Genomic DNA, 22,308 nt, shown 5'->3' on the forward strand with positions numbered 1-22,308 from the left:
GATTCATTGACCTTTGTGTGCGTTAACACCCGTTTAAGCGGCTAGCCGAACAATCTCAATGTTATGCAACAGCCACGATCGTCTTTAGAACCCTATAGTTATCAGGAAACGAGGCAAATTTATCCCAGAAGTTAAGAATTTATTCATATACTGATGATAAAGACGTGATGCGATGACCACCGCATACTTAATGTATTGCCATATTCAGGGTTTATTTATGCTGCATTCTGGGGCGTTGTATGTTTTGGCCCGCCAAATTGTTTTTACACTGTGCGTTGGCGTGTTGTTATCGATAAGCCCCAGCGCTCACTCTGATAACAGCGAACAACCTGAGTCACAAAAACCTGTTTTAAAGGTGGCTAATTCGCATGCATGGCGTCCATTTTCTTATCTCAATAGCAACCAAGAATCCAGAGGGATCTTGATTGACTTTTGGAAAGAAGTTGGCGACCGCAATGGCTATGATATCGAGTTTCTATTAACCGATTGGCAAACGTCAATCGATTTAGTGCGTACCGGTCAAGCTGATGCGCGCTGGGCTCTTTCAGTCACCGGATCGGTTGCAATTCATGGATTTTGGCACGCCTCTATTTGCCATTGATACGCAAGTATTTTTCAGTCAATCCATGATGGGCACGTCTGCTGACTTTGTCCTTTCTGGTGATACCGAACATAAGATTGGCGTGGTACAAGGCGGGTACGAAGAAGAGTTTATGAGCGCTAACTTTCCAGACGTAGCATTGCAGCTTTTCCCGAATAACCAAGCCATGCTTGATGCGGCATTATCTGAAAAAATTCAAGCATTTGTGGCCGACCTACAAGTGGCAAATTATCACCTTTATACCACCACGAACCACAACCTATTTATCCCTGTTAGGCACCTGTATACGGAGATGCTGCACGCTGGATTTGCGAAAGGCAACGCGGCATTACTTAATCGCATAGACAATAAATTTGCTTGGTTGGATGACGATACTTAACGCCAGCTACTCAATCGCTGGGTCTATTATGACGTTGAAACGGTTTACCCTACCCATTTATTTCCTGCTTTAGTCGCTATCAGTATTTTTATCGTTACCAGTTACATTGTCTTACTTAAGCGAACGGTCAAACAAAAAACGCGCGCGCTACAAACAGCCAACGATATGCTTCAAGATCAAGCCATTACCGACTCATTAACGCTGTTGCGCAATCGCCGGTATTTTTATCAACACCTCTATGACTTGGATAAAACGAGAGGCGACATCGCGCTAATGGTTTTTGATATTGATGATTTTAAAGCATTTAACGATGGTTTTGGTCACGCTCATGGGGATGAGGTGCTCTGTTTTGTGGCTAAAACGGCGACAATTCTATTGCCGAAAGATGCCATTATCGCCCGTATTGGCGGCGAGGAATTTGCAATACTTCAATATTTCTCAAGTGCAAAGGGCGCCTTGGCACAAGCAAGGCTTTTATGTAGAGGTTGCGCGACAGAGTTTAGCGCTATTTAATCACGCATCTAAGCCTGTCACGATCAGTTTAGGCGTTGCTTATTACCCTAACGGCATGCCTCACAGTGAAATTGTCGATGCTGACAAAGCCATGTACCAAGCCAAAAAACAGGGTAAAAACTGCGCGGTTCTACACGTGCTGTAACCCTTTAATCGCGGCTACACAACCACTGAGCTAATCGTTGAACATGCTTTGACGAAACAAAAATAATAGAAAACGCAATGGGCCAAGCAACGATAAAGGCCTCTAACCAACGCCAAACAAACCCACTGTTTAGCCCGGTATTCACAGCGGTGATTACCGCTGTCATCAACGTCACCATTAACACTGACATCAGAAACGGCGCAACAATAGGGAAAAATCGTTTTGGTAACATATACACCCAATAATTTAGCAAGTACTAATTCTTATGGTAAATGAGCAAGCAGAAATAACAAGTGGTGTTACTGCGTCGATCAACTATAGCAGATCCACTCCCCCCCTAATTTGTAATATGRCATGGTCACTTGATGGGAAACGCCATCGCGGCTACCGCTTATTGTAGCCGCGCAATGTTTAGACTGTTTTTTGCTCTGCTAAACGTGATAACACCCGAGTGAGCAAGCGGATCCTTGGTTCAATGGAGCCGAGTTGCAAATACTCACCATCACTATGGAAGTTGGCTCCTACTGGGCCAAATCCATCTAAACTAGGGATCCCCAATGCTGCGGTATTATTGGCATCGGAGCCGCCGCCCACCGCTTTCCAGTGGATAGGCACGGTTTCCTCAAAGGCTGCCGCTTCAACAATACCCATCAAGTGTTCCGTTTCAGGGGTCGGCACCATCGCTGGTTTATAGGCTTCGCGAACCAATTCAATGGTGACATCGGGGGTGTAAGGGTGAGAGGCGCGCGCTTGAATGGCTTGATCAAGCGCGCAATAAGCATTGTTGTCCCAGAACCTGACGTCAACCAGTGCCGATGCATAAGCAGCGACAATATTCGCCCCCGCTCCACCTTCAATCAAACCAGCATTAATACTGGTACCGGCCTCTAGATCTTTCATACCATCGAGGGTCACCAGCCAATGAGCTAACTCTGTAATCGCGCTACGTCCTTTTTCTGGCTCGTTACCAGCATGAGCGGCGCGACCTGAAACCGCAATTTTATAACGCGCCATGCCTTTACGCGCTTTTACTAAGCCACCATCTGCGCGGGCCGCCTCTGCCACCAGCACATAGCGTGCATCACGAGCAACGGACTCAAGCCAGGTACTGGAATGTATCGAACCCACCTCTTCATCCGGGTTCATGCAGACACAAATGCTCAATGCATCACGTTCTGCTTGCGGCAATGCGCGCAGTGCATACACGATATTAAGCAAGCCTGATTTCATGTCTGATACACCGGGACCGTATGCGAAGCCGTCCTCCACATGCATGGGACGCTCTGCCGCCGTCCCTTGAGGAAAGACCGTATCCATGTGACCAATCAGCATCACATCGATATGTGGATGGGTTGGCTGGTTGCGAATTTCCAATCCAATCCCTGCCTCTCCACATTCCACTCGCTTAATATGCCATCCTGTCATTTGCTCATATTTATCGGCCATTAAGGCCGCAATCACCTCAATACCTTCTCGTTGAAAGGTGCCACAGTCGATATTGACTAGAGGCGCCAACTCATCTAGGTAGCGTTGCAAAGAAAACGTCATCATGCCTCCTAAAGTAAAAGATTCATCACCCACATGGCGCCAAAAGCATTCAGAATAGAAATGCCGACCATAATAGGGATGTAGCGGCCTTCAGTGCCAATCGGGCCCATTACTCGGCCAATGTATTGCACTTGCGAACCCATTAAATAAATAGCAGGAACCAAGATAGCGATATGGGTACCGGTGAGAATGCCTTGGTCAAACAAAGTGATCACGACACCAACAGCGCCTCCCATCGACATCCATGCCCCCATTAGCACTGCGGCGGCTTCACCGGGTAATCCGAATACAGCCATCACAGGTGCAAACACATCGCCCATCAAGGCCAGTAGGCCGGTAATTTGAAGTGCTTTGATAATCACAAACGCCATGACAACATTAGGCACGGTTGATGTTGTTGCAATATGCCAACCTTTCTTAGCGCCTTCGACAAAGATGTCAGTGATCATCGGTTTACTGGTAGAAGACTGGGTCATGATGCGTGCTCCTCTTGATAGGATTGTGTCTTGTCTCGCTGCGGTCCTTTGCCCTCAGTTATATTGAGATACAAACGAAAGACATTGGCACCAATGAACTTAAATAAGAAGATCACGCCAATAGCAAGACCAATTGACGATGTCACCGCTAACGAACCGTCTGACATGGTTAAAGTAAAAAGTACCGCGCCCGAGGAAAAAAAATTGACGATGGTTGCACCTGCCGTGAACTGAAACATGGTGAACACATCGGTTTCACGCTTGGTCAGGTAACCCGCATCTTTCAATTGACGAGTCATCGCTGCGCCAGCATCCGTGCTTTGCATGGAGGCAATCAGTGCTAGTCCTGAATTTCCAGGGATGCCTAATACAGGCTTAAGAAGAGGCGTTAAGAGTTTGCGCGCGGCATCAAGCGCTCCATAGTGCTCAAGTACACCAATCATACCTAGCGCAAACATCACGGTAGGAATTAAGGTCAACGCAAAAATGAAACCATCACGCGCACCGCTCCCTCCCTTACCGCGAAGTGATGTTGTTGCCACCTCTACCGTGCCGTCTGTCGCAGTCGTGGCCTGATACGCAACTTGTCCGAACGAACCATTCAAGGTGGTAAAGTCGAACACGCCGTACCATTGATTGGATTGTAACAATCCCGAGAAAAACACCACAGCGAATACCAGTGCCAAGTAACATCCCCATGTCACTTGCCGATCTGTATCGGTTGGATGTGTCATAAACAGCCCTCATGATCAATGAACATTGACCTTATCATCGGCGCTGACACACAAACAAAGATTGATAATTATCAATTTATCCCACAAGTAATAGGCTAGCAGTTACATAATATGAGCTCATTCATAAGCTGACAAACAAAGTCAAAGAAAATAGAAATGAATGTGACTTTAAAGGCTGATTTAAATGGATTTATATGTCACAACTGAGAGCTATGCGCAGAGAACATCGGATAAGAAAACCGCTTATAATAGATTAGAAAATATAATCCAAAAAGCGCCCAGTGGGCGCTTTTTTAATGGATGATTACGAATACTTAATTAGCCAATCAGGTTATATAGCAATGCTGATATCGCAAGCATCCCTGTGATGAAGATAAAGTAAGTACCTACTTGCCTACGATACTGCGCCAGGGCTTTGACCTTGTAAGCGGCAACCGTTGGCATAATGAACAAGATCATCGCAATCACAGGCCCAGACAATGCACCCATCATGTCAAGGATACTGGGGTTGATCACGGCACAGCCCCAAATAGCAAAAAACATCACGATGACGCCCAGTTTATCGGCGCTTTTGTAAGTGAGTTTACTGTGCTTCGTCACCAAGCCGTTCAAACTTTCACGCGCGCCAAGGAAGTGTCCCAAAAATGATGAAGTAATCGCAATGAAAGCAACCAATGGCCCCAAGGTACCAATAAACGGGTTATGTGTGACGTTAGCAAGATATGACAATACAGACACATTTTGTGCTTTTGCTTCTGCCATTTGTGCTGGGGTAAGTGTCAACACACACGAGAACACAAACAGCAACACAAAAGCTACTAGCATAATGCCAGCGCGTTTAAGAATTTGCTCTGACTTACCTTGAGCCTCGTCGCCGTAATGCCGGCGCTGAATGTTGGCAAAGCTAGAAATCGCCGCTGCATGGCTAAACGAGAAAATCACCACAGGCACCGCCAACCAAAGACTCATACCCAGCTCACCCATCGGCGGTAAACTGAGATTAGGCGTTTGCCACGATGGAACAAGATAAAAAGACAGAAACGCCAGAATGGCAACCAACGGATAAACCATCGCCGCGAACGCACGCAGCATCAGGCGTTCACCACCCAACATGATCGCAATCATACCAGCAACTAGTACACCCGACAGCAACACGCGATTTGGTGATACCCATCCCAGTTGGTTGACTAAAAAGCTGTCAACCGTGTTGGTCAGCCCAACGCCGTATATCAATAAAATGGGGAAAATAGAGAGGAAATACAGCATCGAAATCATACGTCCGACATTGGCGCCGAAATGTTCTGCGACGACATCGGTGAAATCGGCATCGTTGTGACGCGACGATAATACAAAGCGGGCTAGGCCTCGGTGCGCCATATACGTCATCGGAAACGCTAATACCGTCATAATAATCAGCGGCCAAAAGCCTCCCATTCCTAGATTAATGGGTAGGAACAAAATTCCGGCACCGACCGCGGTTCCAAACAAGCTAAGCGCCCAATGGGTGTCATGCTGGGTCCAACGGTGCGATACACTTTTTGAGGAGAAATCTATAGTCTGGTTCACGTCAAACTCTCTTAGTTATAATATTTTGTACGGTTGCATAGTACCGAGATCGACCTAAACTATCACATATATGTAATAGATATATGTCCTAATTGTATCACCAAAAACACGCAAACCCAGCTGGGTTATTCTTTAAATGTCAGCACAAAAAACCAATAATCCACCAAAAAAACAGCATAATAATCCAAATTATTCGCGTCCATTAGATTGATTGAATTGTTTGCAAAACAATGCAACAACCACATTTTCGTTTGCGTGTTGTTGACAAATTGTAACTGTTTACACCTCGTTTTTTGATGATAAATCACGCACATGTTACATCTCGCGCGACATGGCTGTTTAGCGAAAGGGATCACAAGCACAGTGCAGAAACACATTTATCCTAAGCATGATTCAACGGATATTTACCTCTACGGGATAGGTTGTTTATGAATGAACCCATTATTATTGACTGTGATCCGGGACATGACGATGCCATTGCACTGGTAATGGCTTGTGCATTACCGCAACTCTATATCAAAGCCGTGACGACCAGTGCGGGCAACCAAACCCCTGATAAAACGCTTTACAACGCACGGCGCATTCTCACCTTACTGCAACAATCGCATATTCCCATTGCGGGTGGGGCACATAAACCGCTCACCCGTGATTTGATTATTGCCGATAATGTTCACGGCGAGTCGGGCTTGGATGGTCCTGAGCTGCCAGAGCCTATGATGGATCCTGATCCTAATAATGCTGTTAATCTGATGGCCAGTGTCTTAAAAAAAAGCGATCAGCCTGTCACCTTGGTTGCAACAGGTCCATTGACGAATGTGGCGTTACTAATCGCTGCCTACCCTAATCTGACCAACCGAATTAAGCGGATTGTATTGATGGGGGGAGGCGTGACTTTTGGCAATTGGACACCCGCCGCTGAATTTAATATTTATGTTGACCCTGAGGCGGCAGACTGTGTTTTCCGTGCAGGGATCCCCATAACCATGTTTGGGTTAGATGTGACCCATCAAGCCCTAGTCAAAGATGAAGACGTGGCGTCTATCCGAGCCATTAATAATCCTGTCGCGCAAACTGTCGCGGGGTGGCTTGATTTCTTTATGCGCTACCATCGCGATCCTAAATGGCGACTTGATGGCTCACCGTTACATGATCCATGCACGATTGCGTGGTTGGTCAAGCCTGAGCTTTTTGACTGTGAATCCGTTTGGGTGGGTATAGAAACTCAGGGAGCACTGACAACAGGTATGACAGTGGTCGATCGTTATCAAGTTACAAGTAATCCAGCCAATGCCGAGGTTGCAATGGCAATCAACCGAGAAGGGTTTATCGATTTACTGTGTAAGTGTATACGCCACTACAATTGACTGCTCTCCTACCTAAACGAAGAGGTTTTCGGCAAGTCTGATAAATAACGCGCGGATCATATCCGCGCGTTTAGCTCAGCATCTTACCATTCATCACTTGTCGTGCAGCGAATGCTGTTAATTGCCAACAAACGCCTAGTAACGGGCGGTCACGCTGACACCACTAAATGCTGCTGCGTAGCCGTTTAACATCACATGATAGCGACCTTTCAGGGTGTTCTGCACGGTACACACTTCGCTATTACCGTAATTATACGGTCGACAATCCCAGTTATTAAGGGTTGGCTTTGAGCCATAGCGCAGGTACAAATCAGCATCGCCTGAGCCGCCGCTAATATTCACCGTGAGGCGTTGCCCAGCGTCTACATCAACATAGAAGAAGCGCTGGGCGCCTTGCCCACCCGAAATATCTGTTAGCGCCTGACCATTTTTAAGCTCACCCTTAGGATCAGGTTCTGTACCGCAATTTGGCTCACAACTACTATCGGCTTGACTATACAACAGTTTGTTGACGGAGCCACGAGGGTCGTTAATTTTATCGACACTCGCGCGGTTGCTAATTAAATTCGCTAATTGTACAGGCGAAAGGCTGCTGTTTTCTTGTAGGTACAAGGCAGCAACCCCAGCAACATGAGGGGTCGCCATCGAGGTGCCGCTGATGGTGCGATAACTCCCATCATACCAAGCGGACTTTATGTCCGATCCTGGGGCGAACACATCCAAGCAGCTTCCCCAGTTTGAGAAGCTAGAGCGGGTATCGCGAACCGTGCTAGATCCTACAGTGACACCGCTTGGCTCTCGTGCAGGCGAACTATTACAGGCATCAGCATTGGAGTTACCCGCTGCTAGCATAAAACTCACGCCAGATTGTACCGCGCTGGCCACGGCACGATCGAGGGCTGTTGATACGCCTCCACCTAGGCTCATGTTTGCCACTGACGGGCCATTTGCATTGGCTGCTACCCAATCGACACCATCAATCACACCGGACGTTGACCCCGAACCGCTACAGCTGAGCACCCTCACCCCGACAATATCGACATTTTTAGCGACGCCATATTGGCTACCACCGATAGTGCCGGCCACATGCGTACCGTGGCCGTTACAGTCAGTCGCATCTTGATCGTTATCAACAAAGTCATAGCCGGAGCGTGCACGACCACCAAACTCAACATGTGACGTTGTCACACCAGTATCAATAACATAAGCAGTGACACCTGTGCCATCAAAGTTAGTGTTGAAGTTGTTGTCTAGAGGAAGGTTGCGCTGATCAATACGATCTAACCCCCAAACAGGGTTATTTTGGTTAGCGTCAGGGGTAATCACCGGGTCCAATGAAATGGTCTTATCTTGTTCAATAAAATCAACTTGCCAATCCATGCGTAATGCACGTAGCTGTGCCGGTGTAAGCTTAGCTACAAACCCACTTAACGAGCGATCAAACACTTTTTCTACCTTAACCGCATGTTGGTTAGCCATGCTAGACACGGCTTGTTGAGTAAAGGTTTTTAACGCTTGCGGATCATCACTCAGCGTCATTGGTTGCTTGAGTACCACGATGTACTGATCCTCAATCCCCCGGTTTTCCGCCGCAACCATCAATGGCGCTAGCGTTTGCTGCTGAGAGACGCCTTGTTGACCTTCATTTTGTTCAGAAAGTGCTGTGGGTGATGCCGCCATCAGCGCCGACGCGACGCAACAGCTAAGAGCATGCTTTAACATATTGTATTCCTTACAACGGTTAAATGTATTAGCAATTATTGCCTACAAAAATCAACAATAACGCTTTAAAGCTATACAACTCAGGCTGTTTTTTCCGTAGTGAAAATCACTTTATTAAGGAGATTTATTAGTATTATTGGCCTTCTTGTCAGTCAAGTATTTTTAACTAATTGTTTACAATACATTAATTGACTCAGCTCACTCACATCTAGCATTTTTTTAACTAGGCATTGTTAGTCCTTTATTTTTGACACTCGCCACACTCTATATGAAAAGCAAATTGAGACTCACAGCCTATTAGTGATCTCTGTGAACAGAACAAAGCCAGCAGTTTCGCTGGCTCATTACATATTTCTTAATGCTTTTTTGTTAGGCAGATTCTTCGTGAACCAACACGCCGCCTTCAAGCGCCCCCACTAACACATTGGGTACTTCAGTATCTGAAGACGTGACAGCGATACGCGTACCCGGCCCAATGGCAGAGATAGGCGCTGCAATCATTAAAGGGCCAAGCTCTCCTTGATAAGCGAGCTTCCATGAGGGTGCAGCCGCAGCGTGATCGTTGGCATAAAGTCGACACTTGTTTCTATCCGGCTCAATTAAACAATCCAGGCCATATTCAATATCGTCATAAAAAAACGACCACTGATAATAGCCCGCATTAACGCTGCATGGGGTTTTGATAAAACGCAACGCCTCTGCGTTATCTTGGGTTAAGGTAATAAAGCGCTGCGCATCGGGCACCATCGCCAAAAACCCCAGTGATTTGCCATTAGCATCAGTGGCGGCGAGCTTTACCTCTTGCTCGACCATTGCTCGTTCATGATTGCTAATATCTGGCAGCATAGAATCGGGTTGTATTGAAAAAGCCATTAGGTTGCTCCCTTGGTTGCCCGCATCGGTATTAACACTTATGTAACAACAAAAGGTATAGATCAATGTCCCCCAAAAAGTTTAGTGATTTAACCTAACAATGTATAGATCGGAAGACAAACTAGAACAGATACTCCTAATTATCTGAGCAACCACCAGCGCATTAAGCGTTTATACCAGCGGTTGTATGGCGGTTTAACTAAAAAGCTGGTGTCCCATCTATCACGTGTGAGCACGGTTTTACTGTGGCTAAAGGTATAAAAGCCTTCAATGCCGTGGTAATGCCCCATGCCGGAATCACCAATGCCGCCGAAGGGTGCATCTTCTGCCGCGACATGAAACAAGGTTTCATTAATCCCCATGCCACCGGCGTGAAGCTGTGTGGTGACCTGCGCGCGTATCTCCGCATCATTACTCATCACATACAAAGCGAGCGGTCGTGGACGCGCCTGAATATAATGCAGTGCTTCGGTAAAATCTTGATAAGTGACAATGGGCAAAAGCGGACCAAAAATCTCTTCTTGCATCACCCGCATTTCGTCAGTGACATGGGTAAGTAACTGGGTTGGCCAGCGTCGTATTTCGGCCGTCGGTATAGTTTTTTGATCGAGCGCGCACCAGCGCTTCGCACCTTTATCTAACGCATCTTGCAGTGTTTCTTCGAGCCGCGTTGCCTGAGTTTGGTTAACAATCTGGCTGTAGTCTTGGTTGGCCTCAAAATCAGGATACATGGCACGAAACGCTTGTTGGTAGGCGTGGATAAAGGCCTCTTGACGATGTTTGGGGCAAAGCACATAGTCGGGAGCAACACATATTTGCCCAGCGTTTAAGCACTTTCCGTAAATAAGCCGCGAGACAGCGACGTCCATATCAATCTTATCATCAATGATCACAGGAGATTTACCTCCCAACTCAAGGGTCACCGGCGTCAAATTATCAGCTGCAGCCAGCATGACCTGGCGTCCAACTTGGGTCGAGCCGGTAAAAAATAGATGATCGAACTCTAATTCGGTAAAGCGACGCGACACTTCCACTTCCCCTTCAATCACGGCCACTTCCTTAGGGCTAAACACATCCGCGATGAGCTCGCGTAATACCCGATTGGTGTTCGGCGTGAACTCCGAAAGCTTGAGCATTACCCGATTGCCGGCCGCTAACGCGCAAATCAATGGACTAACTGCCAGCATGATTGGAAAATTCCACGGCACGACAATCCCAACGACGCCTTTTGGCTGTTGGTGTACCGCCAATTTGGTTCCGAGTAAGGTAATCCCAGGACGCCGTTTTTGCGGCTTCATCCATCGTTTTAATCGGCGACGGGTGTAATCAATTTGGTGTATCAGTGGCAAAATATCAGCGATTTCGGTATCACCAAACGCGCGGTGGCCGTAATCGTCGCTAAGGGCTTTTTGTAGTACTTCATGGCGACCTTTTATTGCTCGACGAAGCCGCTTAAGGCTATCAATACGTTGCGTATAGTTAGGAAACGCGTCTTGGTTGGCTATCGCTTTCTGTTTTTCAAACACAGAGCGCATATCGCGCACTCTTTCTAACCATTGATAACTGGACTCAGACATCCCTGCCTCCTATTTCCTCACGACGACTTCATTGATGACACAGGAACCAAAACAACGCAACTCGATACAGATACAGGTACAACAATGAGGGGTACTATCAGTGCTAATGTTAAAAGTCTGTGATTGGATGACGTATTTGATACATCAATTAGCGCGATAGGCCACAGATCATCGTTTGATTGATGTGCAAATATTGTCGCTTTAACGATCTCGGACTTATACTGACCAAACGTAAGCTCAATCAGCATTGTTCGCTGTTATCGAAAGGAAATGTGGTAGGCATGAATCACGAGCCATTAAAGAACGAAATACTAACGGAAAGTGGGACGAATGAGCTCGAAATCATCGAGTTCCACTTGATAAAACAACTTCCTGACGGTAGCACCAAAACTTGCTACTACGGTATCAATGTGGCCAAGGTTCGTGAAGTCATTCAAGTCCCTGAAACAACGGATTATCCCAATGCACAATCACACATGATTGGTGTGTTCTCATCGCGCGACAAGCTAACCCCATTGATTGATCTCGCTGGCTGGTTGGGGGTGCCTACACGACCAGAAAAAGATAACAAATTTGTCATCGTTACCGATTTCAACAATATGACCAATGGCTTTTTGATCGATAGTATCAGCCGCATTCATCGGATTTCATGGGAAGCCGTCGAGTCTCCTAGCCAGTTTTTAGAAGCTGGCGAGCAAGATTGTGTGGTTGCTGTGGTACGTAAAGACAAAAATCTGATCATGATCTTAGACTTCGAAAAAATCATCGCTGATATCAACCCTGAATTGAGCATGGAAAAATACGATGTTACTCAGGATAGAAGCGTCAATATATCCGAATTTAGCGCTAAAAAGCGCGAAGCGAAAACCGCGTTGGTCGTCGATGATTCCGCCTTTATTCGTAGTTTGATCGAAAATACCCTCCGCTCAGCCGGCTTTAATATTATCTCCGCCAAAGACGGTGGTGAAGCGTTCGAAAAACTGATCGAGTTTGAGCGTATATCTAAAGAAGAAGGCGTCGCCATCACTGAATTTGTCGATGCCATTGTCTCAGATGTTGAAATGCCCCGGATGGACGGTATGCACTTGGTCAAGCGCCTACGTGAAACAGACGCCTATAAAACCATGCCAATTATTATGTTCTCATCCATTATGAGTGAAGATAACCGCGCGAAAGCCTTGCAGCTCGGTGCAAACGACACCATTACAAAACCTGAGATTGGGCGTATGGTTAGCTTGGTTGACAAGTATGTGTTTGGTGCGCCGCTAGATGACTAACACACATACGCACGAAAGCATTGCCTTCTTCGATAGAAAACAGTCTACTTTGATACAAAAAGGCTGCCGAACATAGGCAGCCTTTTGATATTGCTCTTTCGGCTATAACAAAAACAGCGGTTTAATGATGAGGAGCGCGAGACTGAACCTGGGCTGCCCCTTTATATGCCTGACTTGAAAAATAGGCTTTTGCCGCTTGATTGACTTTTGGTGCCAATAACAGCCCAGAGACCATCGTAGGAACCGCCATCAGGCCATAAGCGCCGATCAAGAATAAGAAGACGACATCCAATGATACAACCGCCCCTAACACCACCAATGAGAGATATAAGTACTTGTAATACTGTCCTGCCGTTTCGCCGAACAGATAAACAAAACACTTATACCCGTAATACCAGAACGTAAATACAGTGGTAAAAGACAGCACCAAAACTTGTGCGGCTAATAGCCATGCCCCAGGCGCACCAAATGCGGCTTTAAAAGCAGCCATCGTCAAACTGACACCTTGCATGCCGTCAGCCTGGTCCAATACCCCCGTAACTAAGATAACTAAAGCGGTAGAACTGCATACAATTAACGTATCGATAATTGGCCCGAGACTTGCGACTAAGCCTTCGCGCACCGGTTCATTGGTTTTAGCCGCGCTATGAGCCATCACTTCAGTGCCAATCCCTGCTTCATTCGAGAAAGCGCCTCGACTGACACCAACAATAATCACACTGATTAAGCCACCAAACATGGCATCAGGCGAAAAGGCGCTAGCAAAAATGGATTGAAAAACAGCCGGCATACGCTCTGCGTTAAGCAGCAAAGCTACAATCGCCATCACCATGTAACTTCCAGCCATCAGGGGAACCAGTGCGCCAGCAACGTCCGCAACCCGCTTCAAGCCGCCCCAAATCACCAACCCGACAAAAATAGCCAAGACAATACCCAGCCCCCAAGAAAAGGCCGTACTTTCGAGCCACTCAACCCCTGGAAACAGTTGTGTTTGGACTACCGCGCCGAGCTGATTAATCTGAAAAGAGGGAACAAAGCCCATTAATCCCGCGATAGCAAATAACACCGCGAGCCATTTAAACTTGTTACCCAAGCCATTACGCACCGTGTACATGGGTCCGCCATGTACGCGACCTTCGCTGTCTTTGTGGCGATACATCACGCCAAGTGTGCAGGTATAGAATTTCGTCGACACACCCAGTAATGCAGTTAACCACATCCAAAATACCGCGCCAGGACCACCCGCACTGAGCGCCAAAGCGACGCCAGCAATGTTGCCCAGCCCAAGCGTCCCCGACAAGGCAGCCGCCAAGGCCTTTCGATGCGATAAGTCACCATGCCCCGAGCCATCATCAACCTGCCCTGTAAGGAGTTTTAAACTGTGCCCCATATAGCGAAATGGCGTAAACTTGCCGTATAGGGTAAAAAAGATCCCTCCCCCGACAAGTAAGATGAGCATGGGCTTCCCCCAAATAAAGCCGACGAAGGCATTAATCCATTCTTCAAGCATCTGCGAATTCCTTCCTTTGATTGTGCAGCCATCGCTCAGCTCCTACCACAAGCCAGCGAGTCACGCCCAGCCACAAATGGTTAGAGTACAAAATAAAAACAAACATGGCGTGACTAAAAACGCATTCAAATTACGACTATAATCTTACATGAGCGATATCTTTGCCGCGAATTCATGACTCTTATCACATAAATATTGGCTTTGATGTCGCCGTTACAGGCTTTATTTGATTTGAGAGCGAAACAGTTGGAGCGCACCAAGCCGTGCATGGTACGTTTTTTTGCTCAGTAACCATACTTTCTGTCGGTGTTTAGAGGGTTGTCATTTCGATATACTCCGCGCCCTGCTTTATTCCCCTAATAACCCATGCACTGGATTTACGCTCCAGCCAGCAAGAGGAAAAAACATGTCTACTTATGTCATTTGTGCTTTGTACAAATTTGTCACCCTTGAAGACTATCAGTCTTTGCAAGCGCCATTGCTTGAGGTAATGGAAGCCAATCAGATAGGCGGTACACTCCTTCTCGCTCACGAGGGCATCAATGGTACAGTCGCTGCGACACGAGAAAATATGGATGCGCTATTTGCGTGGTTTAAAAACGACCCACGCCTGGCCGATATTGACTATAAAGAATCGTTTGAAGACAGCCAGCCGTTTAGTCGTACCAAGGTAAAACTGAAAAAAGAAATCGTCACCATGGGCGTGGAAGGCATTGACCCACGCAAAAGTGTCGGCACCTATGTCAAACCGACCGAATGGAACGCATTAATCAGCGATCCGGATGTGTTGGTGATTGATACGCGCAACGATTACGAAATTGAGATCGGTACCTTTGAACGCGCCGTTAACCCGCATACGGATAGCTTTCGCGAATTCCCGGACTATGTCGAGCAGCAACTTGACCCCAGTACCCACAAAAAGGTGGCGATGTTCTGTACTGGCGGGATCCGCTGTGAAAAGTCGACGGCATTTTTGAAAGAAAAAGGCTTCGATGAGGTGTATCACCTCGAGGGCGGGATCCTAAAGTATCTTGAAGAGGTGCCTGAAAGTGAGAGCTTATGGAACGGTGAATGTTATGTTTTTGATAGCAGAGTTGCCGTTAATCATGAATTAGAAAAAGGCTCTTACGCAATGTGTAACGCTTGTCGTCTGCCAATAACCCAAGCAGACATGGAAAGCGAGCACTATGAACAAGGCGTCTCCTGTCCAAAATGTATCGATAAACACACCGACGCGCAAAAAGCTGCGTTTCGTGAACGAGAATATCAAGTTCGCCTCGCCCGTGAACGGGGTGAACAACACGTCGGCGGTGAAGCGAGAAAAGTCATTGAGCAGCGTCGCGCAATGAAAAAATACCGGCGCCAACGCCAACACCATAAAGGTGATTAATCACCATCAACATTCCCGTCGGCTTATTGCGACGATAGGCCTTAGCGAATGCATAACATTTCAATTAACATCCCAGGTCGCTCTCATCGGAGCGGCTTTTTTTTGTCTTTATGTTAAGGTAAGGATCTAATACCACCAAGGAGAGGAAACATGCAGGCTCGCGCGCTTTTTATCGCTATATTGAGTGTTTTTGGCGCCATGTGCGCGATTCAATTCGGTGCCTCGTTTGCCAAGCAGCTGTTTCCTCTGGTGGGGCCTGTCGGGACAAGTGCTCTGCGAGTCGGGTTTTCCGCCCTGATACTATGGCTGGTTTTTCGGCCTTGGCGCCAATGGCCTCGTGGACGCCACTGGCGCGCTATTAGCGTTTATGGCAGTTGCCTGGGTGGCATGATGCTGCTGCTTTATTTAGCGATTGAAACCATTCCTCTCGGGATTGCCGTTGCACTCGAATTTACGGGTCCTCTTCTGGTTGCATTGCTTTCAATACGGCGCGCGCGGGACAGCCTTTGGATTGTGCTCGCCGTCGGCGGTGTGATCACATTGCTCCCGGATCTATCAGGCGTAAATGCCCTCGACCCACGAGGGGTTACATACGCCCTAGCCGCCGGGGGCTGCTGGGCTGGCTATATTTTATTTGGTCAAAAAGCGGGTAATCTAGCGCCAGGCGGCGGCACTGTTGCACTGGGGATGACGGTTGCTGCGCTCTATCTTGTACCCGCCGGCTACATTGCCACCGATGGCGCTCTGCTCCAGTGGCAACTGCTGCCATTGGGCATTGCGGTGGCACTCATTTCTAGCGCTATTCCCTACTCGTTAGAGATGATCGCGCTGCGAAATATGCCTAAGCAAACCTTCAGTGTGATGATGAGTTTAGAGCCCGCTGTTGCCGCAATGGCAGGGCTATTGATTCTCGACGAGCAACTTGCACTGCGCCAATGGCTCGCCATCGGTATGGTAATCACTGCCTCGTTAGGCAGTACGTTATCGGCTAAAAGGCATTAACGAAAAGGCACTAACACCAACCAATAGAAAAGAGCGCCGATGGTCGGCGCTCTTTTTAGTCATCGAATCTTGTTCTCTGAACGACTCACTTTACCGAGTGTTAGCTCGCTTCACTCAATGGCAGTGCATGCACCTTGACGCGCTGTTGCTCGATGTACTGGCTAATCGCATCAGCCTGCTCTTCAGTCAAATAGAGACCAAGCTTCGTACGGCGCCATAGCGCGTCTTCAACATGCTGCACAAACTCGTGTTGAATGAGATAATTTAGCTCAGCTTGATAAACACCATCTGCAAACTGACGTCCCATATCTGCCTCGCTGGTGCAGCCTTTCATCAACTGATGGGTGCAAGTACCGTATGTGTCCACAAATCGCTGCGCCGTCTCGTGACTTAACCACGGGTAACGTTGCTTGATTGACATGGCCAGATCATCGCGACCACAGCTGAAGTCACCACCAGGTAACGTTCCGTTTGCGGTCCAAGGCTGACCCATTTTGTCAAAGAATGGTTCGAGTTTACGCATCGCGGACTCCGCCAGCTTACGATAAGTGGTGAGCTTACCACCGAAGATGGATACGAGCGGCGCTTGACTGCCCTGCTGCTCTAACTCAATGGTATAGTCACGTGTCATTGCCTGCGGTGAATCCGATTCGTCATCACATAGAGGACGCACACCACTGTAGGTCCAAATAACATCCTCGCGTTTGATTTGATGCGTAAAGTGCTGATTGACCACATCAACCAGATAATCAACTTCAGCATCATCAATTTTAGCTTCACGCGGATCCGCTTTGTGTTCAACATCCGTGGTACCAATCAGTGAAAACTTATCCAGGTAAGGGATCACAAATACAATACGACCATCATTATTTTGCAGAATATAGGCTTGTGGATCTTGATGGATACGTGGCACCACCATATGAGAGCCTTTGATCATTTTGATCCCACGTGGCGATTTTTCATGAAGACTATCGTCGTAGAATTGTTTGACCCAAGGCCCTGTTGCATTCACCAAGGCTTTCGACTTGCGCTCAAAACGCTCGCCGGTGTGTGCATCTTCTAAGGTAACACGCCAGATATTGTTTTCACGCTCTGCCGTCACCACTTTACAATAGTTACGGACTTCACCGCCTTTCTCTTTGGTAAACTGAGCGTTAAGCAGTGTGAGACGCGCATCATCTACCCACGCATCAGAGTACTCAAAACCGATCTTCATCTCTTTTTTCATATAGCCGGTTTTGCTGAGATCCACTTTGTGGCTACTTGGTAACGTCGAACGTTTACCTAAATTGTCATATAAAAAGAGGCCACAACGAATCATCCACGCGGGGCGCAGATAAGAGCGATGCGGCAAACGAAAGCGCATAGGAAAGGCAATATGCGGCGCTTTGTTGATTAGCACTTCACGCTCTGCTAACGCTTCGGAAACCAAACGAAATTCATAATGCTCTAAATAGCGAAGCCCACCATGAATCAACTTTGAGCTTGCTGACGATGTGGCCGATGCGAAATCTTTTGCATCGTACAATCCAACATTAAGCCCCCGGCCTGCTGCATCTGCAGCGATGCCTGTACCATTGATACCGCCTCCCACGACGATAATATCGAGTAATGCTTCTTGATGAGTATTATGCGTAGTCATTATTAGCCGACCCTGTCCAGATATGAGCGAACGAACATTAATTGATGGGTGTAACTGTATATCAACTTTCGTTTTCGGTCACTATTAATGTTCGAAAAATTATTATCGAGTGTGACAAGTGTAGAATAAGTGTTATAAAAATGCGTGAATTGTGAACCGTAAAGCCAAGATTAACGTAGAAGGAGCGTGTCGATGTTACTCTGCTATTCAATAAAGCAGAATTCATCCGTCTGCGTTCAGACATAAAAAAAGGCGCGAAAACGCGCCTTTTCAAGATGACTCGATTTAGGAGTAATTAAATGTCTTCTTCTTCATCATGAAGCTGTGCCCATGCCTGAGCACATTTTACCGCACGTTTCCAACCACGGTAACGACGGTTCCGCTTTTCTTCATCCTGATGAGGCTCAAAGCTACGATTGAGTTTCGCTTTGTCTTTTAACTCATCCAGACTACCCCAGAAACCAACAGCCATCCCCGCAAGATAACCTGCGCCCAGCGCCGTGACTTCGGTCACTTCGGGACGGTGAACTTCCGTATTAAGCACATCGGCTTGGAATTGCATCAAGAAGTCATTGGCAACGGCACCACCATCCACGCGTAACGCCGCGAGCTTGATACCTGAATCGGCTTGCATTGCATCCAATACGTCACGCGTTTGGTAAGCAATCCCTTCCAATGTTGCTCGAATAATATGGTTTGAATTCACACCGCGCGTTAAGCCTACAATAGTACCTCGGGCATATGCATCCCAGTAGGGGGCGCCTAATCCCGTGAAAGCCGGGACCACATAAACACCATTTGACGTATCGACTTTAGTGGCAAAATACTCAGAATCGTGCGCGTCTTCGAGCACTTTAAGCTCATCACGTAACCACTGGATAGAGGCTCCGCCCATAAAGACCGCGCCCTCAAGCGCATAAGAAGGTTCACCCTGTGGACCACAACCAATCGTCGTCAGCAGGCCATGAGAAGACGTAACTTTCTCTTGCCCGGTATTCATCAGCAAGAAGCACCCTGTGCCGTAGGTATTTTTCGCTTGTCCGGCTTCTACACACATTTGACCAAATAGCGCAGCCTGTTGGTCACCCGCGATCCCAGCAATTGGAATACGTGTCCCGCCTTTACCGCCGATATTCGTTTGCCCATATACCTCAGAAGAGCGACGCACTTCAGGTAACATTGAAGCGGGGATACCGAGCTCATCGAGCATTTTTTGATCCCAGCACATATCATTGATATTAAACAACATAGTTCGTGACGCATTGGTATAGTCCGTCACATGTACACGCCCTTGGGTCATTTTCCAGACCAGCCAGGTATCCACGGTACCAAACAACAGCTTACCCGCTTCTGCGTCCTCTCGCGCGCCTTCTACGTTGTCCAAAATCCACTTCACTTTTGTACCTGAGAAATACGGATCAAGTACAAGCCCAGTGTTATCGCGAACATATGAAGTTAAACCACGCTCCCGCAAGTCATCACAGATGTCGGCGGTACGACGGCATTGCCACACAATCGCGTTGTACACAGGCTTTCCGGTTTCTTTATTCCAGACTACCGTGGTTTCACGCTGGTTTGTAATACCGATACCCGCAATCTCATCACTGCGGATACCCGTTTTGCCCAACACCTCAACTAAGGTGGAGCTTTGTGTCGCGTAAATTTCCATTGGATCATGCTCGACCCAACCGGCTTGAGGATAAATCTGGGTAAATTCGCGCTGAGACACACCCACAATATTGGCGTCATGATCCATGACGACGGCGCGTGAGCTGGTAGTACCTTGGTCTAGAGCAACGATATATTTGTGCGCAGACATAATCGGGTTTCCTTCTATCTCTTATATTTTAGTCGTTATGGCGCACTAACGCGCCCATGCTACTTATGCGTTTACTTTTTGCGTCTCGGTTTCAGTCAGCTCCAGATCCTCATCATCACACTGATTAGGAATGGTGCAACCATGACCCTCTTGAGGCAGGTATGGGGCAACCGCTTTGGGATATAACCATCCGCCAAAACACGCCCCTAAAATTGGCGCGACAATGGGCACAATAAAGTAAGGAATATCACGTGCACCTGTCAGGGCATAATCCCATCCGGCAAAGAAGGCAAATAGTTTAGGACCGAAATCACGCGCAGGGTTCATCGCAAAACCGGTCAATGGACCTAACGAGCCACCGATAACCGCAATCAAAATACCGATGAGTAATGGATTCATTGGGCCACGGGCAGCACCATTGTTGTCATCGCCTAGCGCTAGGATGCCAAACATCAACACCGCTGTGATCACAAATTCAACCGCCATAGCCCCCATGAAAGACAAAGCTTGATGCGGATAGGTTGAGAAAATACCTGCGGTTGCTAAGGCCTCAGGGCTACTCCGAACAACATTATTGGCCAACTCCCACTCGACGAAAAGATTGCTATATAGACTGTAAACAAGTGCGGCGGACGCAAACGCACCAAGCATTTGCGAAATAATGTAGGGAACAACTTTACTTTTATCAAAGCCATGGAAGGCCGCGAGAGCGATGGTAACGGCAGGATTAATATGCGCGCCTGAGACACCTGCTGTGCAGTAAATGGCAATCGCCACACCAAAGCCCCAGACGATACTGATTTCCCACTGACCAAAATCGGCGCCAGTCAGTACCAGCGCTGCCACACAACCCACGCCAAAGAAAATGAGCAAGCCCGTGCCGATAAACTCGGACACGCACTCGCCTAATAGAGTCGACGATGCTTTTTTCATGATGATTATCCTTGTCACTGTTAGTAGGGGTACACGTTCAAAACCACATTACCATTTTGCATAATCACAGCATCTCGAAAACAAACTCACAACAAAAATGAGCGTTCGAGCATAATTTTATGACTTAATACTGACATTTTTGTTAACTACATCATTGTTTGAGCATGTTCGCGCACAAAATGCGCACACACAGTGGGATGGCTAGAAAGCTAGGGATGGCAAGGCTTGGCGCCCCTCATATCCATGCAGTGATCGTTGAGGAGCGCGCTTTGTTGTTATCTTTTTGTTATCGAGAGGTTGGCATTGAGACCCCAAGTGTATCAAGATCGATCCCTTTCTCCTTTGCTAACGATTCGAGCACAGGAAGTAAGGGGCCAAGCTTTTCGCTCAACGTATCACGCACGGTATCCACCATCACTTGGGTTTGTCGCTCGATTTCTATATTAACGGAATCACCGACAGTCTTTCGCTCGAACGTTGTCATTCGCCGCGTCTCTGGGATCAACCAAACGTCAAACCACCCTTCATCCTTGTTTACGTCGGCAATGGTCAAGCTTGCACCATTAATAGCGATATAGCCTTTGGCAAAGATGTAACGCATCCATGACGTTGCTAAGGAAAATCGCAATCGACAATTTTCCTCTTGAAACAGCACGTCATGCACTAAAGCACAGCAATCCACATGCCCCGATAACGGATGTCCGCCGATTTCTGCGCCACCTTTCGCTGCTCGCTCCGCATTCACGCTATCGCCAGTATTAAACGAACGTAACGTCGTTATCGCTAAGCTTTGTAGCATCACATCAAAACGCACAAGATTCGCTTCTAATCGCTCAGTGACCGTCAAACATACGCCATCAATGGCGACACTGGCACCAATTTCTAATCCATCACAAAAGCCATCTGGGAAGCGAATATCGAACGTTCGGATACCTTGGTGATCGCAACAAACGTCAATATTTGCCACCGCTTGAATAATTCCGGTAAACATGGGGACTCCCTCACTCATTGTGTTTTTAGGATACTGCTGCACGTTTGGTGGTGCAACGATGTGTTTCAGTAGTGAAAATCATTCTTATTGGCTCATTTAGGTCGGCATATTGGTGTTAAAAATAGGTTCATAGATGCCTGAAAGGTTAGTGGGTAAAGGTTAGTGGGTATGATTCGACCATAAACACACACTTTTTGGGGTTTATTTCTGATCAAAATCACGTTATTGATAGAGACCATTCACCTC

At 47.3% G+C, this 22,308-nt stretch carries 21 protein-coding genes; 8 read left to right on the top strand and 13 right to left on the bottom strand.

Features of this window, described 5'->3' with window-relative positions; all coding sequences use genetic code 11:
* Positions 1-172 precede the first annotated feature (172 nt).
* The 4 genes from BZG77_RS15220 to BZG77_RS15230 all read left to right on the top strand — a co-directional run bounded on the left by BZG77_RS15220 (position 173) and on the right by BZG77_RS15230 (position 1,638).
* Entirely contained in the window at positions 173-601 is a 429-nt protein-coding gene (locus tag BZG77_RS15220; RefSeq protein ID WP_077647185.1) for a transporter substrate-binding domain-containing protein, read from the top strand.
* Positions 570-980 (top strand): transporter substrate-binding domain-containing protein, encoded by a 411-nt coding sequence (locus BZG77_RS15225; protein ID WP_158011436.1) that lies wholly within the window; start codon positions 570-572, stop codon positions 978-980. Before BZG77_RS15220 ends, BZG77_RS15225 begins: the two co-directional genes overlap by 32 nt.
* A gap of 165 nt (positions 981-1,145) precedes the next feature.
* Positions 1,146-1,493, top strand: a complete 348-nt coding sequence (locus BZG77_RS10390; protein ID WP_077647187.1) for a GGDEF domain-containing protein — start codon at positions 1,146-1,148, stop codon at positions 1,491-1,493.
* Positions 1,423-1,638 (top strand): diguanylate cyclase domain-containing protein, encoded by a 216-nt coding sequence (locus tag BZG77_RS15230; protein WP_158011437.1) that lies wholly within the window; start codon positions 1,423-1,425, stop codon positions 1,636-1,638. Before BZG77_RS10390 ends, BZG77_RS15230 begins: the two co-directional genes overlap by 71 nt.
* Before the next feature lie 4 nt (positions 1,639-1,642).
* Here BZG77_RS15230 and BZG77_RS10400 read toward each other — a convergent pair whose 3' ends face one another.
* From BZG77_RS10400 to BZG77_RS10420, 5 genes are all read right to left on the bottom strand, one after another.
* The gene (locus BZG77_RS10400) at positions 1,643-1,870 is read right to left on the bottom strand and encodes a DUF2798 domain-containing protein (protein WP_077647189.1); all 228 of its coding nucleotides are present in this window, start codon (positions 1,868-1,870) and stop codon (positions 1,643-1,645) included.
* A 179-nt stretch (positions 1,871-2,049) separates the two neighbouring features.
* Positions 2,050-3,186 (bottom strand): M20 family metallopeptidase, encoded by a 1,137-nt coding sequence (locus tag BZG77_RS10405; protein WP_077647190.1) that lies wholly within the window; start codon positions 3,184-3,186, stop codon positions 2,050-2,052.
* A gap of 8 nt (positions 3,187-3,194) precedes the next feature.
* Positions 3,195-3,662 (bottom strand): YjiG family protein, encoded by a 468-nt coding sequence (locus tag BZG77_RS10410; protein WP_021022978.1) that lies wholly within the window; start codon positions 3,660-3,662, stop codon positions 3,195-3,197.
* Complete coding sequence (locus BZG77_RS10415; RefSeq protein ID WP_077647191.1) at positions 3,659-4,396, bottom strand: nucleoside recognition domain-containing protein; 738 nt, start codon at positions 4,394-4,396, stop codon at positions 3,659-3,661. Before BZG77_RS10415 ends, BZG77_RS10410 begins: the two co-directional genes overlap by 4 nt.
* A 318-nt stretch (positions 4,397-4,714) precedes the next feature.
* Positions 4,715-5,962, bottom strand: a complete 1,248-nt coding sequence (locus tag BZG77_RS10420) for an aromatic amino acid transport family protein (RefSeq protein WP_077647192.1) — start codon at positions 5,960-5,962, stop codon at positions 4,715-4,717.
* A gap of 428 nt (positions 5,963-6,390) precedes the next feature.
* Between BZG77_RS10420 and rihA the strand changes: the two genes are divergently transcribed.
* A complete protein-coding gene (rihA, locus tag BZG77_RS10430; protein ID WP_077647194.1) occupies positions 6,391-7,326 on the top strand; it encodes a pyrimidine-specific ribonucleoside hydrolase RihA in 936 nt (311 codons plus the stop codon).
* A gap of 135 nt (positions 7,327-7,461) precedes the next feature.
* On the opposite strand, the gene BZG77_RS10435 is transcribed toward rihA, so the two are convergent.
* The 3 genes from BZG77_RS10435 to BZG77_RS10445 form a co-directional block, all read right to left on the bottom strand.
* Positions 7,462-9,048 (bottom strand): S8 family peptidase, encoded by a 1,587-nt coding sequence (locus BZG77_RS10435; protein WP_077647195.1) that lies wholly within the window; start codon positions 9,046-9,048, stop codon positions 7,462-7,464.
* A gap of 369 nt (positions 9,049-9,417) precedes the next feature.
* Complete coding sequence (locus BZG77_RS10440) at positions 9,418-9,921, bottom strand: hypothetical protein (protein ID WP_077647196.1); 504 nt, start codon at positions 9,919-9,921, stop codon at positions 9,418-9,420.
* A 140-nt stretch (positions 9,922-10,061) separates the two neighbouring features.
* On the bottom strand, positions 10,062-11,498 hold the full coding sequence (locus BZG77_RS10445; protein WP_077647197.1) for a coniferyl aldehyde dehydrogenase: 1,437 nt from the start codon (positions 11,496-11,498) through the stop codon (positions 10,062-10,064).
* 281 nt (positions 11,499-11,779) lie between these two features.
* Here BZG77_RS10445 and BZG77_RS10450 point away from each other — a divergent pair, with 281 nt between their 5' ends.
* Entirely contained in the window at positions 11,780-12,775 is a 996-nt protein-coding gene (locus BZG77_RS10450; protein ID WP_077647198.1) for a chemotaxis protein, read from the top strand.
* Between the two features lie 121 nt (positions 12,776-12,896).
* Here BZG77_RS10450 and BZG77_RS10455 read toward each other — a convergent pair whose 3' ends face one another.
* The gene (locus BZG77_RS10455; RefSeq protein ID WP_198532410.1) at positions 12,897-14,285 is read right to left on the bottom strand and encodes an alanine/glycine:cation symporter family protein; all 1,389 of its coding nucleotides are present in this window, start codon (positions 14,283-14,285) and stop codon (positions 12,897-12,899) included.
* Between the two features lie 406 nt (positions 14,286-14,691).
* On the opposite strand from BZG77_RS10455, the gene trhO reads away from it, so the two are divergent.
* Together trhO and BZG77_RS10465 are read left to right on the top strand one after the other, a co-directional pair.
* Positions 14,692-15,675, top strand: a complete 984-nt coding sequence (gene trhO, locus BZG77_RS10460; protein ID WP_077647199.1) for an oxygen-dependent tRNA uridine(34) hydroxylase TrhO — start codon at positions 14,692-14,694, stop codon at positions 15,673-15,675.
* A 150-nt stretch (positions 15,676-15,825) separates the two neighbouring features.
* The gene (locus BZG77_RS10465; RefSeq protein WP_077647200.1) at positions 15,826-16,677 is read left to right on the top strand and encodes an EamA family transporter; all 852 of its coding nucleotides are present in this window, start codon (positions 15,826-15,828) and stop codon (positions 16,675-16,677) included.
* Positions 16,678-16,777: 100 nt separating this feature from the next.
* On the opposite strand, the gene glpD is transcribed toward BZG77_RS10465, so the two are convergent.
* From glpD to BZG77_RS10485, 4 genes are all read right to left on the bottom strand, one after another.
* Complete coding sequence (glpD, locus tag BZG77_RS10470) at positions 16,778-18,319, bottom strand: glycerol-3-phosphate dehydrogenase (protein ID WP_077647201.1); 1,542 nt, start codon at positions 18,317-18,319, stop codon at positions 16,778-16,780.
* Positions 18,320-18,614: 295 nt separating this feature from the next.
* Positions 18,615-20,138, bottom strand: a complete 1,524-nt coding sequence (gene glpK, locus BZG77_RS10475) for a glycerol kinase GlpK (RefSeq protein WP_077460889.1) — start codon at positions 20,136-20,138, stop codon at positions 18,615-18,617.
* A gap of 63 nt (positions 20,139-20,201) precedes the next feature.
* Positions 20,202-21,071 carry an MIP/aquaporin family protein gene (locus tag BZG77_RS10480; RefSeq protein ID WP_077647202.1) on the bottom strand — a complete coding sequence of 290 codons (870 nt, stop codon included), beginning with the start codon at positions 21,069-21,071 and terminating at the stop codon, positions 20,202-20,204.
* 286 nt (positions 21,072-21,357) lie between these two features.
* Positions 21,358-22,062, bottom strand: coding sequence for a riboflavin synthase subunit alpha (locus BZG77_RS10485; protein WP_077647203.1), 705 nt, complete (start codon positions 22,060-22,062; stop codon positions 21,358-21,360).
* Positions 22,063-22,308 lie beyond the last annotated feature (246 nt).

The organism is Salinivibrio sp. IB643, assembly GCF_001996105.1.
GTDB lineage: Bacteria > Pseudomonadota > Gammaproteobacteria > Enterobacterales > Vibrionaceae > Salinivibrio > Salinivibrio costicola.

Bases quoted from the DNA above. Each gene is read 5' to 3' on its own strand.
- BZG77_RS15220 (WP_077647185.1), top strand. From the start codon at position 173: ATGACCACCGCATACTTAATGTATTGCCATATTCAGGGTTTATTTATG.
- BZG77_RS15225 (WP_158011436.1), top strand. From the start codon at position 570: ATGGATTTTGGCACGCCTCTATTTGCCATTGATACGCAAGTATTTTTC.
- BZG77_RS10390 (WP_077647187.1), top strand. From the start codon at position 1,146: ATGCTTCAAGATCAAGCCATTACCGACTCATTAACGCTGTTGCGCAAT.
- BZG77_RS10400 (WP_077647189.1), bottom strand. From the start codon at position 1,870: ATGTTACCAAAACGATTTTTCCCTATTGTTGCGCCGTTTCTGATGTCA.
- BZG77_RS10405 (WP_077647190.1), bottom strand. From the start codon at position 3,186: ATGACGTTTTCTTTGCAACGCTACCTAGATGAGTTGGCGCCTCTAGTC.
- BZG77_RS10410 (WP_021022978.1), bottom strand. From the start codon at position 3,662: ATGACCCAGTCTTCTACCAGTAAACCGATGATCACTGACATCTTTGTC.
- BZG77_RS10415 (WP_077647191.1), bottom strand. From the start codon at position 4,396: ATGACACATCCAACCGATACAGATCGGCAAGTGACATGGGGATGTTAC.
- rihA (WP_077647194.1), top strand. From the start codon at position 6,391: ATGAATGAACCCATTATTATTGACTGTGATCCGGGACATGACGATGCC.
- BZG77_RS10435 (WP_077647195.1), bottom strand. From the start codon at position 9,048: ATGTTAAAGCATGCTCTTAGCTGTTGCGTCGCGTCGGCGCTGATGGCG.
- BZG77_RS10440 (WP_077647196.1), bottom strand. From the start codon at position 9,921: ATGGCTTTTTCAATACAACCCGATTCTATGCTGCCAGATATTAGCAAT.
- BZG77_RS10445 (WP_077647197.1), bottom strand. From the start codon at position 11,498: ATGTCTGAGTCCAGTTATCAATGGTTAGAAAGAGTGCGCGATATGCGC.
- BZG77_RS10450 (WP_077647198.1), top strand. From the start codon at position 11,780: ATGAATCACGAGCCATTAAAGAACGAAATACTAACGGAAAGTGGGACG.
- BZG77_RS10455 (WP_198532410.1), bottom strand. From the start codon at position 14,285: ATGCTTGAAGAATGGATTAATGCCTTCGTCGGCTTTATTTGGGGGAAG.
- trhO (WP_077647199.1), top strand. From the start codon at position 14,692: ATGTCTACTTATGTCATTTGTGCTTTGTACAAATTTGTCACCCTTGAA.
- BZG77_RS10465 (WP_077647200.1), top strand. From the start codon at position 15,826: ATGCAGGCTCGCGCGCTTTTTATCGCTATATTGAGTGTTTTTGGCGCC.
- glpD (WP_077647201.1), bottom strand. From the start codon at position 18,319: ATGACTACGCATAATACTCATCAAGAAGCATTACTCGATATTATCGTC.
- glpK (WP_077460889.1), bottom strand. From the start codon at position 20,138: ATGTCTGCGCACAAATATATCGTTGCTCTAGACCAAGGTACTACCAGC.
- BZG77_RS10480 (WP_077647202.1), bottom strand. From the start codon at position 21,071: ATGAAAAAAGCATCGTCGACTCTATTAGGCGAGTGCGTGTCCGAGTTT.
- BZG77_RS10485 (WP_077647203.1), bottom strand. From the start codon at position 22,062: ATGTTTACCGGAATTATTCAAGCGGTGGCAAATATTGACGTTTGTTGC.